This window comes from Reichenbachiella sp. MSK19-1, from assembly GCF_003590315.1.
In the GTDB taxonomy this organism is placed as follows: Bacteria; Bacteroidota; Bacteroidia; order Cytophagales; family Cyclobacteriaceae; genus Reichenbachiella; species Reichenbachiella agariperforans.
Genome location: NZ_MIER01000019.1, coordinates 52,587 through 66,418 on the forward strand (window position 1 = coordinate 52,587; position 13,832 = coordinate 66,418).

General features: G+C 44.1%; 10 protein-coding genes. 7 read left to right on the forward strand and 3 right to left on the reverse strand.

The annotated features are described in order from the left end of the window. Nucleotides 1-43: 43 nt before the first annotated feature. The 5 genes from BGP76_RS17460 to BGP76_RS17480 all read left to right on the forward strand — a co-directional run bounded on the left by BGP76_RS17460 (nt 44) and on the right by BGP76_RS17480 (nt 8,525). Nucleotides 44-1,402: a dipeptidase gene (locus BGP76_RS17460; protein ID WP_119845648.1), complete on the forward strand. Its 1,359-nt coding sequence runs from the start codon at nt 44-46 to the stop codon at nt 1,400-1,402. A gap of 132 nt (nt 1,403-1,534) precedes the next feature. Further along, a complete protein-coding gene (locus BGP76_RS17465; protein WP_119845649.1) occupies nt 1,535-2,860 on the forward strand; it encodes a class I SAM-dependent RNA methyltransferase in 1,326 nt (441 codons plus the stop codon). 178 nt (nt 2,861-3,038) lie between these two features. Further along, nucleotides 3,039-5,771: a hypothetical protein gene (locus tag BGP76_RS17470; RefSeq protein ID WP_147407511.1), complete on the forward strand. Its 2,733-nt coding sequence runs from the start codon at nt 3,039-3,041 to the stop codon at nt 5,769-5,771. A 2-nt stretch (nt 5,772-5,773) separates the two neighbouring features. Then, nucleotides 5,774-7,996 carry an amino acid permease gene (locus tag BGP76_RS17475; RefSeq protein WP_119845651.1) on the forward strand — a complete coding sequence of 741 codons (2,223 nt, stop codon included), beginning with the start codon at nt 5,774-5,776 and terminating at the stop codon, nt 7,994-7,996. A 22-nt stretch (nt 7,997-8,018) separates the two neighbouring features. Then, complete coding sequence (locus tag BGP76_RS17480) at nt 8,019-8,525, forward strand: metallophosphoesterase (protein WP_073125176.1); 507 nt, start codon at nt 8,019-8,021, stop codon at nt 8,523-8,525. A 9-nt stretch (nt 8,526-8,534) separates the two neighbouring features. Here BGP76_RS17480 and BGP76_RS17485 read toward each other — a convergent pair whose 3' ends face one another. From BGP76_RS17485 to BGP76_RS17495, 3 genes are all read right to left on the reverse strand, one after another. Beyond that, complete coding sequence (locus tag BGP76_RS17485) at nt 8,535-8,756, reverse strand: hypothetical protein (RefSeq protein ID WP_073125174.1); 222 nt, start codon at nt 8,754-8,756, stop codon at nt 8,535-8,537. A gap of 7 nt (nt 8,757-8,763) precedes the next feature. Further along, nucleotides 8,764-9,648, reverse strand: a complete 885-nt coding sequence (locus tag BGP76_RS17490) for an aldose 1-epimerase family protein (protein ID WP_073125172.1) — start codon at nt 9,646-9,648, stop codon at nt 8,764-8,766. Nucleotides 9,649-9,724: 76 nt separating this feature from the next. Then, nucleotides 9,725-12,211, reverse strand: coding sequence for a hybrid sensor histidine kinase/response regulator (locus BGP76_RS17495; protein WP_119845652.1), 2,487 nt, complete (start codon nt 12,209-12,211; stop codon nt 9,725-9,727). Nucleotides 12,212-12,319: 108 nt separating this feature from the next. On the opposite strand from BGP76_RS17495, the gene BGP76_RS17500 reads away from it, so the two are divergent. Together BGP76_RS17500 and BGP76_RS17505 are read left to right on the forward strand one after the other, a co-directional pair. Continuing rightward, nucleotides 12,320-12,808, forward strand: a complete 489-nt coding sequence (locus BGP76_RS17500; RefSeq protein WP_119845653.1) for a hypothetical protein — start codon at nt 12,320-12,322, stop codon at nt 12,806-12,808. Between the two features lie 63 nt (nt 12,809-12,871). Further along, complete coding sequence (locus BGP76_RS17505) at nt 12,872-13,825, forward strand: CPBP family intramembrane metalloprotease (RefSeq protein ID WP_119845654.1); 954 nt, start codon at nt 12,872-12,874, stop codon at nt 13,823-13,825. Nucleotides 13,826-13,832 lie beyond the last annotated feature (7 nt).

Here is a 13,832-nt window from a genome sequence, read left to right on the forward strand (position 1 = left end):
TAGCATTGAGACAAACAGAAATTAAACAACAAATATTCCCGATATGAAATCAATACAATATTTAGAAGAAAATAAGCAGCGGTTTTTGGATGAGCTATTTGATTTGCTCAGAATACCATCCGTGAGTGCGGACTCCAAATTCAAAGGCGATGTGCGTAAAGCAGCGGAGTATCTCAAAGCGAATTTTGAGAAGATCGGAGCGGACAATGTCGAAATCTGTGAGACGCCGGGTCACCCAATCGTCTATGCAGAGAAAATTATCGATGCAGCCAAACCTACAGTGCTGGTCTATGGCCACTACGATGTGCAGCCTGCTGATCCGTATGAACTATGGGATTCTCCTCCTTTCGAGCCTGTGATCAAGGACGAGCGTATCTATGCGCGGGGAGCTTGCGATGACAAAGGCCAGATGTATATGCATGTCAAGGCATTTGAGGCGATGGTGGCGTGTAACGAACTCCCATGCAATATCAAGTTCATGATCGAGGGAGAGGAAGAGGTCGGCTCTGACAACCTCGGAGATTTCGTCAAGGCCAATAAAGAAAAACTCAAGTCGGATGTGATTCTCATCTCCGATACGAGCATCATCAGCAATGAGCACCCGTCGATCACTGTAGGGCTCAAGGGACTCAGCTACCTAGAGGTAGAAGTGACGGGTCCAAATCGTGACCTCCACTCTGGAGTATATGGAGGAGGAGTAGCCAATCCAATCAATACACTTTGTACGATGATTTCGTCTCTGATGGACGAAACGGGCAAGGTGACGATACCTGGCTTTTATGACAAGGTCGTAGAACTCACGCAGGCAGAGAGAGAGGATTTGAACAAAGCGCCTTTTAGTCTCGATGCATACAAGAATGATCTAGGGATCAAAGCGGTCAAAGGTGAAGATGGGTACACGACGCTAGAGCGCGTGGGGATTCGCCCGACACTGGATGTCAACGGCATTTGGGGTGGATACATAGGAGAAGGAGCCAAGACGGTTTTGCCTTCGAAAGCTTACGCCAAAATATCTACGCGTCTCGTACCCAATCAAGAGCACACCGAGATTACGGAATTGATCAAAAATCATATCGAAAGCATCGCGCCAGACTATGTCAAAGTGAAAGTGACTCCACATCACGGAGGTAACCCTGCCGTGACGCCTACTGATGCCAAAGGCTACAAAGCAGCGAGCGAAGCGATAGAGAAGGCTTGGGGCAAAACTCCAATACCAACCAGAGATGGAGGCAGTATTCCGATCGTGGCGCTCTTTTCAGAAGTACTCAAGGTTGATACAGTCTTACTTGGTATGGGCTTGGACGAGGATGCGATCCACTCTCCAAACGAGAGTTATGGTCTATTCAACTATTACAAGGGGATCGAAACGATCGCTTGGTTTCATCAGTATTTTTCTAAGTAAAAGGACTTGAAAGTATAAAGTGACAAAGTGTACTGAGGGACAGACTAGTTTTTTGCTCGCGACTTTCAACTTTATCACTTTTTACTTTCGAACTCTTCATTCTCTTCATTCTCATTTTTAACTCAAGCATTCATGCGTCAATCCAAATTAGTCATCAACTGTCAGCCGAGTATTGCACCGTTTCTCAAAAAGGAAGTAGAAGGGCGTGGCTATCGTATCCTCAGAGCTGACAAGAGCGGTGTTACCGTTGAGGGAGGCTGGAAAGAGGTCGTTGATCTTAATTTGCACCTGCGCACCGCCTCGCGTGTGCTGTGGTTGATCAAGTCTTTCGACGCGAACACCCCGGATAAACTGTATGAGGAGGCGAAGAAGATACCATGGCACAAGATCATTCCGGGCAAGGGCTATGTGTCTATACAGTCTTTTGTGAAGAACGACTATATACTAGATGTGCGTTTTGCCAATCTGAAACTGAAAGATGCCATCGTGGATCGTATGCAGGAGGAGAATGGTGAGCGTCCAGATTCGGGTAAGGAACGAGATAGAACCGTCGTTTATCTTTATTGGTATTTGGACAAGGTGCATGTCTACATCGATACATCTGGAGAGACGATCGCCAAGCACGGGTATCGAAAGATTCCGTTCAAAGCACCGATGATAGAGGCATTAGCGAGTGCATGTCTCGTATCAGCGGACTGGAATGATGACAAGGGTAGCTTTATCAATCCGATGTGCGGAAGTGGTACACTGGCAATCGAGGCAGCTTTGATGGCGGCAGATGTGCCTCCGGGTCTCAAGCGTCGCAACTTTGGTTTCATGCACATCTTAGGCTATGACAATCAGTTGTGGAAAGATGCGCTGGCCAAAGTGAAAATGAAGGATAAGATCAAGTCAAAGATTGTCGCTACGGACTGGAATGGTGACGCGATCGAGGCGGCACGCCAAAATGCCAGAACGGCAGGTGTGGAGCACATGATCGAGTTCGAGAAAGTGCCTTTTGAGCAATCTCAGGTTCCAGAGGGGCCAGGGCTAGTGATGCTCAATCCTGAGTATGGCGAGCGACTCGGTGAAGAGGAAATGCTCAAGTCCGTGTACAGCGACATTGGAGATTTCTTCAAGCAGTCCTGCAAGGGTAAGATGGGCTACATCTTTACGGGGAACTCTCGTTTGGCCAAGTCCATTGGCTTACGAACCAAAAGCCGTACGGAGTTTCAAAATGCGAAGATCGACTGTCGATTGCTAGAGTACGAACTGTATGATGGTAGTAAACGTCCTGATGAAGAACGCCCTGCCCCCAGAGAAGTGAAACCAAAGGAACGACTACCTATAGTCGAAGGGCCTAAAGAGGAGTTGATAGAAAGACCAAGGGAGTCAAGTGATCAGCGTTTTTCGACAGAGAAACCAAAAGAAGATAAGCCGAGTGACGTGATGTCTAGACTGAAGAAGAAAAAGGATTAATTGAGATTCCTTTTCAATCGAAAAGCAGCGTAGTAAGTGCTTGTGAAAGAGCAGTTGATTTGTATCAAATCGCCATTCTAGGACATCTGTTGTTTTACTTGGAAAATAACTGATAGGGAAACCCAAATCATTTTTGCATAAGTATGGTACACTGGATAATTTGCAGAAAACAACGCGTGTGAAAAAAACTCTAATCCTCCTTCCTGTTTTTCTGGTACTGATAGGATCCGGTATTTACTTTTATTTTCACTGGCAATATGCCAATCTTACGAAGTGGTCTTTTGTGCCCCAGCATTCCATCATGGTGTTTCAGCCTACCAACTGGATCAAACTGCTGTCTAGCGACGAAGAACGAAAAATCTTGGTCAACCTAAAAAGCTTGCCTGAACTACAGCGTACCGCTGCATCGTTAGATACTTTGGATTCATTGATAGGTGGTGACTATAATATTGAGCGTGTCGTGGCTGCCAATGATCTTTTGATTTCGGTACATCAGGGAGCCAATGCCTCATTGGCTAACCTCTATATTTTAGAAGTATCAGACTTGTCTCAGCATGATTTTTTAGCGGAAGCGGTCAAATACCTCATCGAAGAGGAAGGATTTGTCCAGAGCGAAAGAGTCTACCAGGGCTACACCATCAGTGAGTTTAAAAAAGCAGGGACACAACTGGCCTATATTTTCTTTCGAAACTATTTGATTCTAAGCTTTTCACCATTTTTAGTGGATGATGCGATACGTACGCTAGAAAGCGGCAAACACAATCCCTACACTGGCAACCTTAACATGGAGAAGACCAGCCAACAGTTAGCTGTAGGGGAAGGGCGACTTTATGTCAATATGAAGGAACTTAATCGGTTGGTTCATCACTTCGTCCATCCTGTAGATATAGATGGGAGCAACATCGAGTGGCTGACGGATCTGCTCTATTTAGATCTGAATATCGGTGAAGATGATATCAATTTTTCGGGGTTTTCTTATATTGATACTGCCAATGTTAACTATCTCTCTTCTTTTGTTGGAGTAAAAGGGACAGGGTTTGAGATGAAAAATGTGATCCCAGATCGTTCATCATTGGTGATGCACATGTCATTTGAGGATGTCAATGCCTGGCACAATGGCCTCAAAAACTACTGGAGAAAACATCAGCCGAGTCAGTTGACGCGCATCGGCGAGATAGAGAACAAGTATCAGTTCGATGTACAGAAGTTTTACGATTTTATAGGAGATGAAATGGGCTTTTTTGTGTTAGAATCCAAAAAGAATCTTGATCGAGAAAAGATTTTCTGTATCAAACACAAAGACCGAATTCGTGCCGAAAACTATATGGAGGAGCTGGCGAGAGATTCTAGACCAGATACCTCATTCTATCATGAAAGGTATGCCAATCGCATCATTGGTGAGATATTGTTAGATGAGTTGCCTGCTCGTATGTTTGGTGATTTGTTTGCTGGGTTTGCGACGAGCTACTATTTCGTCAACCGTGATTTTGTATTCATAGGCAATAGTCAGCACGCGCTGGAGGTGATGATCGATGAGATCGATACGGAGAACACTTGGAGGAAATCTATCAAAACGAATGGCTTTTTGGAATCGACCAATGAGGGGGCGAATCTCAGTATATACGTCAAGTCTACGGGGCTGTGGGGGCTATTAGGACAAACGCTCAACGAAGACTGGTCTCGCTATATCGAGGATAACAAGCCAGTACTGAAGCAGATAGAGTACGCAGCGATACAGTTCACAGGGGTAGACAATAAGTTTTATACCAATGTGCATTTTCAACATCCTGGTAGACTGATCGAAAATCAAAAACCACAGCAATTTGATATGATTGCCGAGATGGATTTTGCAGTGCCTCTGACCTCTAAACCCTATGCCGTGCGTAATCACAACGACCGCACCCTAGAAATGATGGTGCAGGATAGTACGGGGAATTTGCATTTGATCTCTGCAACGAATCAGGTTGTTTTGGATATACTCATAGAGGAGCAGTTGACGAGTCCTGTGTATCAAGTGGATTATTATAAAAATGGCAAATTGCAGTATTTGTTCTCTACTCCACATCACGTACACATGATCGATAGGACAGGAGTCTATATCCCGGGATATCCGAAAGAAGTAAAATCAAATGAACCAGTTAAATTTCTATCATTGATCGACTATGACAATTCACGAAACTACCGTATCATGATCGCAACCGAAAAGAGCTTCTACTACTTGATCGATAAGACAGGGAAGGAGTTAGATGGCTGGAATCCACTGAAACTCACAGGAGAACCTGTAATGCCTGCAGAGCATCTTCGTGTCAAAGTCAACGACTATATGATGTTCTTGCAGGACAATGGCTTGGCTTATAGTTTGAACAGACGTGGTGAGCCCAAAACTGGTTTTCCGTTGGATCTGAAGGGAACGATCTCTAGCCCGCTACATATAGAAAAGGGAGCTAGTCCTAAAACCACCGAGGTGGTTGCCATGACTGACAATGGTGAGCTGATCGTGTTCAATCTTTTAGGAGCAGTGACACGAAAGGGACAGTTGCGCAAAGAGCACTCGATGGAGAATTATAAACTGGTGAGTTCGATGGATGGAGAAAATTTCATCGTCGTACGAAACCGACAAGGTAGTGTGGAGTTTTTTGATGAGCAATTAGAAAAGCTATTTCAGATTAACTCTACAGGCGAAAATCTCCAGTTTCAATATTACACATTTAGTGAAGACAACCGCGTTGTGATCGTGATCGACCCAGATACACAACGGACATCTATGTATCACTTGGATGGGAGGATTCTGCACGACACGCCGCTTCGTACGGGTCAGGAATTGGCGATATTGTACCACGAGAGTACAAATGAATATGAGCTGTTTGTGAGCGGGGATCAGCAATTTCAACGCCTGAGATTAAAAAGGTAACTATGAGCGAACTGCAAAAACCTAAGTCGAAGTTTGGTACACTTCCTGTTTTTTTTACGGCTGTCTCTACGATTCTGGGGGCAGTGATGTTCCTAAGGTTTGGCTATGCGGTAGGTAGCGTGGGTTTTTTGGGTACGTTGGCGATTGTTTTTATTGGACACCTCGTGACAGTACCTACTTCCATGTCTATTGCTGAGATCGCTACCAATCAAAAGGTCGAAGGTGGAGGAGAATATTACATCATTTCACGTTCGTTTGGCATCAATATAGGTGCAGCGATTGGCGTGGCACTCTACCTGTCTCAGGCGATCAGTGTGGCTTTTTATGTCATTGCTTTTGCAGAGGCATTTGATCCAGTGCTAGCATGGTTGGCTGATGCCCACGGAATTTATATTACGGACAAGCGCATGATTAGTGTTCCTGCAATACTTCTACTCAGCATCCTAATGCTGACAAAGGGAGCAGACCTAGGGATGAAGGCTTTGTATGGCGTAGTGTTTACCTTATTCGTGTCTTTGGTGATGTTTTTCATGGGGAGTACAGATTACCAGATGCAGGGGGAGTCGTTTGATATGCTCGCACATGTGACCACCAACGATGATTTTTTCATGGTATTCGCGATTATATTTCCAGCATTTACGGGGATGACTGCTGGTGTAGGACTATCGGGGGACCTCAAAGATCCGAAGAAAGCCATCCCGCTGGGAACTGTGTCTGCGACATTGATAGGTATGGTGATTTATCTTTTTATCGCATACAAATTGGCGACCAATGCCAGTCCTGAGGATTTGGTCAGTGACTCGCTCGTGATGTCTAAGATCGCGCTTTGGGGGCCTATCATTCCGATAGGCTTGGCAGCAGCCACGATATCATCGGCACTGGGCTCTATCATGGTAGCCCCTCGCACTTTGCAAGCTTTGGCAATGGATAAAATATTCCCCAGTGGAGGCTTGAATGCATTTTTGTCCAAAGGGAAAAAGAAAAATAACGAACCAGTCAATTCGACATTGGTGACTGTAGGCATTGCTCTATTCTTCGTCGCGATGGGCGATATCAACTCGGTGGCAAAAGTGATCTCGATGTTTTTCATGGTGACCTATGGCGCGATCTGTACGATCTCGTTTTTTCAACATTTCGCAGCAGACCCGTCTTATCGTCCCGCTTTTCGATCTAAATGGTTTATCTCTTTGCTCGGGGCAGTGATGTGTTTGTTTCTAGTCTTCAAAATGGATGCAGCTTATGCGTTCTTCTCGCTGGCGATCATGGTGCTGATTTATTTGGGATTGTCTCGGTTCAACAAAGAGAAGGCGGGGATGGCCAATATTTTTCAAGGTGTTATTTTTCAGTTGATCCGTCAGATTCAGGTTTTCATCCAGAAGGCTGACAAGGACGATCAGACGTGGAGACCTTCTGTGATCTGTATCTCAGGAGATGCTTTTGAGCGGCCGGCAGCATTCGAACTGATGCGCTGGATATCACACCGTTACGGGTTTGGTACTTATTTGCATTTCATCAAGGGCTACTTTTCGAAGGAGACTTCCGAGCAGTCTAGGAGTGAGCTGGAGCGACTGATTCGAGTAGCGGATATATCTGATAGCAATGTCTATGTCGATACGATGGTATCGCCCTCTTACACCTCGGCGATTGCCCAATGTCTACAGCTGCCTAGTGTCTCAGGAAAGGAAAATAATATGATTCTATTCGAGTTTTCCAAAGCCAACCCTGTCAACTTGGGTTTGATCATGGAGAATTATTCGATGGTTCGGACTTCTGGTTTTGATACTTGTATTTTGGCGAGCAGTGATAGAGGATTGGAGGTGAAAACTGAAATTCACATTTGGATTACGCCTTCGGATTTTAACAATTCTAACCTGATGATTTTGTTGGGTTATGTGATTTTGGGGCATCCTCAGTGGAAGAAAGCAGAGATTAAAATTTCTACGATAGTGAACAAGTCAGATATGGAGGAGGAAAAAGACGAATTGCTAGAGTTGATCAAGTCAGGTCGACTACCTATCTCTGCCAATAATATCAATATCATCGAGCGCGAAGAAGGTCGTAGTATCAAAGAGTCCATCAATGAGTATTCGAGAGATGCGGATTTGACGATAGTTGGTTTCCGGTCCGAGGCTGTCAAGCAACGTGGTGAGGAGCTATTTATGGGGTTTGAGGACGTAGGAGATGTGTTGTTCGTCAACTCGACCCATTCCAAAGAAATTAAGTAAATACACAATACTATTTCACTATATGCGCATAGGCCTGATATCTGATACACATGGTTTTTTGGATCCCAAAGTCTTTGATTACTTCAAAGAAGTGGATCAGATCTGGCATGCAGGAGATGTAGGTACTGCTTCGTTGATAGAGGAACTCGGGGCTTTCAAGCCGATACTTGGCGTATATGGCAATATCGATGGTCAGGATGTTCGTCAGTTGTTTCCTGAGGATCAAAAATTCGAATGCGAGGGCGTGAAGGTCTGGATGACGCACATCGGAGGCAAAGCACCTCGCTATAATCCCCGTGTGCGACCATTGATTGAGAAATGGAAGCCAGATCTGTTTATTTGTGGTCACTCACACATACTCACGGTCATGCACGATCCGAAACACAAAGGCGTGCTATTTATGAACCCCGGAGCGGCGGGTAGACATGGCTTTCACAAGGAACGAACCCTCCTGCGGTTCACACTCAGTCAGGGAAAAATCAGTAATTTGGAAGTTGTGAAATTGGGTAGTAGAGCTCAATTGGCTTGATTTTTTGGACTATTTGTTTTGGCACTCCTTGAGAAGAAGGAGTGTTTTCTCCGCCTTTTCAGTTGCAGTTCTAGCCTCTTCGAGAGCTTTTTTTGTCATTGCTTCGGCCAGTTCCAGATTGGCTTGTGCGGTTTCGGCTTGGCGTTTGGCTTCTTTGGATCGGCTGTTGGAGATAAAACCAAAAAACACAGATACAAGCAGTAGTGTAGCTAATAGAATATTCTTACCCATGATGATGTTATTTAGGCTCTATAACTTGAATTTGATATGACGCATAGTAGGTGTTACCAGGCATAAGCTTGTGATTTCCAATTTTGGCTAGCCACTCCTGATTAGAGTCTTCATAATCTGCCAGTCCGTTCCATGGCTCTAGGCACACATAGGGAGCGTTGGGCTTAGACCAGATTCCTAAAAATGGAAAATCTTGATAGTTCATCTTGATCTGCGTCTTGTTCTTTTTAGACTTGAGACTGACCTCTGAGGAGTGCAAATCAGTGAAAATAAGAGCGTCGTTATCAAATAGGTTTTTGGTCAATGGAATCTTGTTGGTATTGACCAAAAATGGAATCTCTTCTTTCAATAACAACCCTCGATCGGAGAGAACCGATATACCAGCAGTTTCTTTCTTTTCGAACTCTATATAGTAGTCTGCCAGCGTCTCCTCTTCTTCCCAAATACAGTTGAAAGCTGGGTGTCCTCCTAGGGAAAAGTACATCGGGTTCCTGCCTATGTTCGTGATTTCGTGAAACACCTGTAGTTTATTATCCATCAGAAGAAAGTTGATTTTGAATTCAAATTCAAATGGATATTGTTTCAGAGTGTCTTCGTCATGAGTCAGCATAAAAGACATTCTGCTAGGCGTATGGTTGGCGAGTTTTACCTTTGGATTGTTACGGATGATGCCATGTTTTGGGAGCTGATAGGTCTCTCCTTCGAACTTGTAACAGCCCTCTTTGAGCGCGCCGATATTGGGGAATAGTACGGGAGCCGAACTGCCCCATATCTCTGGATCTGCTTGCCATATATATTCTTTGTCGCTGGTCAGCGACTTGATACTACAGAGTTCTGCACCTGCTTCTTTTACCTCCACTCTGAATTTTTCGTTCTCAATACTGTGCTTCACGGTTGCTACTTTAGTCGATGGATAAAATTAACTAATTCGAAATAGCTTCAAAGGCATTTGAAGAATATAGGTGCAATTAGGCCTTGTTAGTTTTTTTTATCTCTGAGGTGTGTTGATGGATGCGTGAGAGTAGGTCTGGAGGGTTAAAGGGCTTGGATATAAAGTCATTTATTCCAGACTGAAAAACGCTTTGTTGGACATTGTCTATCGTGTCTGCAGATATAGCGATGATAGGGATGCTGCTGAGCGCTTCATTCTCTAGTGCACGGATGGTGCGAGCAGTTTCATAGCCATCCATCTCGGGCATCTGTAGATCAAGTAGGATTAGATCAAAGTCTTGGTCGAATAACGCAGCGATAGCTGCCTGACCAGATCTGACGGAAGTGCATAGCATACCCCATTTGGTGACGAATTTTTCTGCCATGAGCAGGTTGATTTCATTGTCGTCGACGATGAGGACTCGTTTGTCTTTGACGTAAGGCGTGAGGTCTTTTGGATCTATGTCGACGATGGTTGTAGGGCTGGTCGCTTCTGCTAGCTCTAGCGTGAAGAAGAATTTGGTTCCTTGTCCCTGCTCGCTTTCGACATAGATTTGACTCTCGAATAGAGCGAGTAGACGCTTGGTGATCGCTAGGCCTAGTCCTGTTCCTCCAAATTTACGAGCTGTGTCAGCATGTGCCTGCGTGAATCGTTCGAAGATAATCTCTAGCTTGTCTTTGGATATTCCGATGCCTGTATCTTCTACGGCAAATTGTAGTTTGACTTTGTTTCTCTTCCTTTCTTTTAGATTGATTAGGAGTCTTACTTCTCCTTTTGGAGTGAATTTGATGGCATTGCCGATCAGGTTGTTGAGGATTTGGGAGATGCGAGCGGGATCGCCTTGGAGAGACGATGGGATTTTGTGATCGATGAGGATACTAAAGGTGATGCCATTGTCCGCAGCTTTGATTTCATGGGCATTGCCTATTCCTTTGGTGAGTTCACGGATGTCAAAAGGTATGCTTTCCAATTTGATTTTTCCAGCTTCAACTTTGCTATAGTCTAATATGTCGTTGATCAAAATAAGGAGGTTTTCGGCGGAGAACTTGAGCGTTTTCAGGTTGTCCATTTGTGATTTTTTTGGATTTTCGGAGAGCAGTAGGTGAATCGTGCCGATTACGGCATTCATCGGCGTGCGAATCTCATGACTCATGATGGAGAGAAATTCAGATTTGGCATTGGCGGCCTCTTCTGCTCTGCGAAATGCTTCTTTGAGTACTTCGTTTTTTTGGTTGAGTTTTTCGGTACGGCTATCTATGATTTTTTCTAATTCTTCCTTTTGCCACTGAGCGAGGGTTTCGTTGTTTTTGAACTGCTGTATCTCTTGTTTTAGTTTGATGGCTCGTTCTTCGTCTATGATTTTTTTCTTTTGGGATAGTCCCACAGAAAACACGATCATCTCGAAGAGTATGCCATATTTGACGAGGATAGCTGTGGAGATATTGGGATCCCATGTGATGGCTTCTACTAAAGAAAAAGTCATAAGTAGAAAAGTTCCGACAATAAAGTATTTATTGAGTGGGAACTTGGAACCTCGTAGTAGATAGATGAGTGCGAAAATTGTTATGACATTCAGTATGATCTGATAGCGCATGATCAGTACTGGGAGTTTGAGCTCCATGGTGACAGCAAGGTAAATCAGTAGCAGGATTGCCAGTACACCGTTGAGATTCATGAATGGCTGTAGGTACTTTAGGAAGTTGGGGAATTTGTGTTTGAAATCCAGAAAATGAAGTACAAATCGCCAATACATAAAAAGTGTCAGGCTGATGATGGGCATGAAATATGGCGTCATCTCAGGGGTGTTTTGTAGTACGATCTCTCTAAGCAGTCCTGATAAAAAAAGGTAGGAAGTAGAGACAGTAAACAAATAAAGGGAGTAGTCTAGGTAGGATCTAATGCGTGTATTGAAGTACAAAAACAAGTTGTAGAGTAACATGACCCAAAAGATGGCCTGAAAGATAAGGTCGGAGACTTGTTTGTTGATGATTTTTTTGGTCCACCCATCACTGGAGTATAGCTGTAGATCAAAATCAGGGTCGTGGTGTAGCGACTCCTCGATTCTGATGTAGAGGTCTTGGGTGGTTTCAGGTCCGATCTCTATGGGGATGTAATAGGAGCCTTTTTCTAGATATTTCTCATTGCCAGCATAGAGGTATCCACTTTTGACGTGATTTACAACTTCTCCATTGCGGACATAGTAGGCGTCTATGTAATCATTCTGCCCTATATAGAGGAAGTAGAATTTTACCTTTTTGTGTTCATTTCTGATACTGATCTTGCCCCAGTGGGCTTGCTCATAAGCTAGGTGAGTCGGTACGGAAAACTGCTGTTGATAGAGAGGCTGTAGTATGTCATCTATACCGAGAGCTTTGCTGCTGTCCGAGTAGACTGTTAGGTAGGTATGTATTGACTGATTACCGTCTAAAATTTGGCCTAATTCAGCAGGGCGCTGTGCTGGAGCGGCATAGCAGCCCAGTAGCAGGAGCACAATTAGCAACCATTTAATTAAAAGTCTACTCACAGGGAATGTCGGATTATTAGGAAGATAAGATAGGTATTTTAAATCATATTGAAAATTGCGCCTAGGTCGGATTGTACATATATTAGCTAAAAAACAAAACTACATCGTATGAAACGGTTTGCACTGCTGTCATTGACTCTCATTTTATCAGCGTTTTATCAGACTGCTACAGCCCAAGAAGGATGGGTTCAGTATAGTTGGCCCTATTATAATTTGGATTTTGAGTTGCCTTCGGATTTTGAAGTGACGACCAATACTTCGGATGCTTTGGAGGCCACTGGTGAGGGGATTCGCTTTGCGCTGTATCCGTATCAGGACGAGCAGTTGGAGGCTAACGACCTAGCGGGGTTCGTAGTGAAGATGGCAGAGACGGATTTGAACCTCAGTGAGATTGATGAGTTGGAGTTGATTGAGTTTGAAGAAATGAGTGGTGGTTTCATTACAGGCGAAAAGGATGGATTGATGTATATCGTATTGGGTCTCATCGACCCCAATTCTGACAATAATTTTTATGCATTTGTGGCATTTGAGGAAGACAAAGCAGGTGTGATCGAAGATGCGATTGAGCTTTTTTCTAGTTTCTCGAAGAGCGAATAAAAGGTTCATTCCTATGTAATCGAATCAGCCCACAGAGGCTGATTTTTTTATGCCCCTGTATTTATGAAGCAGCTCCAGTTTTATATCCGTAGTTATCTCGCAGCGTATTTTCATCTCAGAGTCTATCTGAGTATAGCGGTTTTTTTAGCGGTTTGTATTGTGGTCAACTATAGTTACAATTTTGAGAATGGGATTGTGGATAGCTATTATGGTTTGTTTTGGCGCTGGCCGATGTACTTTGCGCTGATGGGCTTTCCATTTTTGGTGACGTGTACGATGCTCTACTTTTTTGGGTTGCAGCGCAGTTGGTTGTACTCTGGAGAATTTTGGTTGCTTTTTGTCTTTGGTTTTTTGGTGATTTCGTGTCAGCGTTCTTTTACACTTCAGGATTATTTGACCGAGGATTTACAGTATGTGGATGCTAAATATATCCGACGAGTACTGGTCAAGCTGCGTCCCATTGTATTGACGGTCCTGCCAATACTGCTATTCTACTATTTGTATGAGCGTCACCGGGATGATCAAAGGAGTTGGTATGGGTTGAATTTTAAGCCCTTTGATTTCCGACCCTATGCGGTGCTGATTCTGGTCGTCTTTGTCGGGATTGCGGTAGCTTCTTTCATGGGGGATCTGACGAATTATTACCCACGCTATGCTAGGACAGGAGGTGATCATTTTGCCTCACACCATAGACTGGCTGAGTGGGTAGCAGTTCTGATCTATGAGAGTGTTTATGGATTGAGCTTTTTGGGCGTTGAGTTTTTCTTTCGTGGTTTTTTGGTTATTGGTTTTGCACGTGTTTTGGGAGGCTATGCAGTATTAGCGATGGTCGGGCCGTATGTGTTCTTGCATTTTGGTAAGCCTATATCTGAGTGTGTCAGCTCAGCATTCGGAGGCTATTTGATTGGAATATTGGCTTATTATTCACGCCATATTTGGGGAGGAGTCGTATTGCATGTTGCGTTGGCTTGGTTCATGGAACTCTTTGCGGGATTACAGAAGATTTATAATAACTAGCACTGTC

What these genes read in the sequence shown, in the direction of transcription:
- BGP76_RS17460 (WP_119845648.1), top strand. Translation starts at nt 44, where the DNA reads ATGAAATCAATACAATATTTAGAAGAAAATAAGCAGCGGTTTTTGGAT.
- BGP76_RS17465 (WP_119845649.1), top strand. Translation starts at nt 1,535, where the DNA reads ATGCGTCAATCCAAATTAGTCATCAACTGTCAGCCGAGTATTGCACCG.
- BGP76_RS17475 (WP_119845651.1), top strand. Translation starts at nt 5,774, where the DNA reads ATGAGCGAACTGCAAAAACCTAAGTCGAAGTTTGGTACACTTCCTGTT.
- BGP76_RS17480 (WP_073125176.1), top strand. Translation starts at nt 8,019, where the DNA reads ATGCGCATAGGCCTGATATCTGATACACATGGTTTTTTGGATCCCAAA.
- BGP76_RS17485 (WP_073125174.1), bottom strand. Translation starts at nt 8,756, where the DNA reads ATGGGTAAGAATATTCTATTAGCTACACTACTGCTTGTATCTGTGTTT.
- BGP76_RS17500 (WP_119845653.1), top strand. Translation starts at nt 12,320, where the DNA reads ATGAAACGGTTTGCACTGCTGTCATTGACTCTCATTTTATCAGCGTTT.
- BGP76_RS17505 (WP_119845654.1), top strand. Translation starts at nt 12,872, where the DNA reads ATGAAGCAGCTCCAGTTTTATATCCGTAGTTATCTCGCAGCGTATTTT.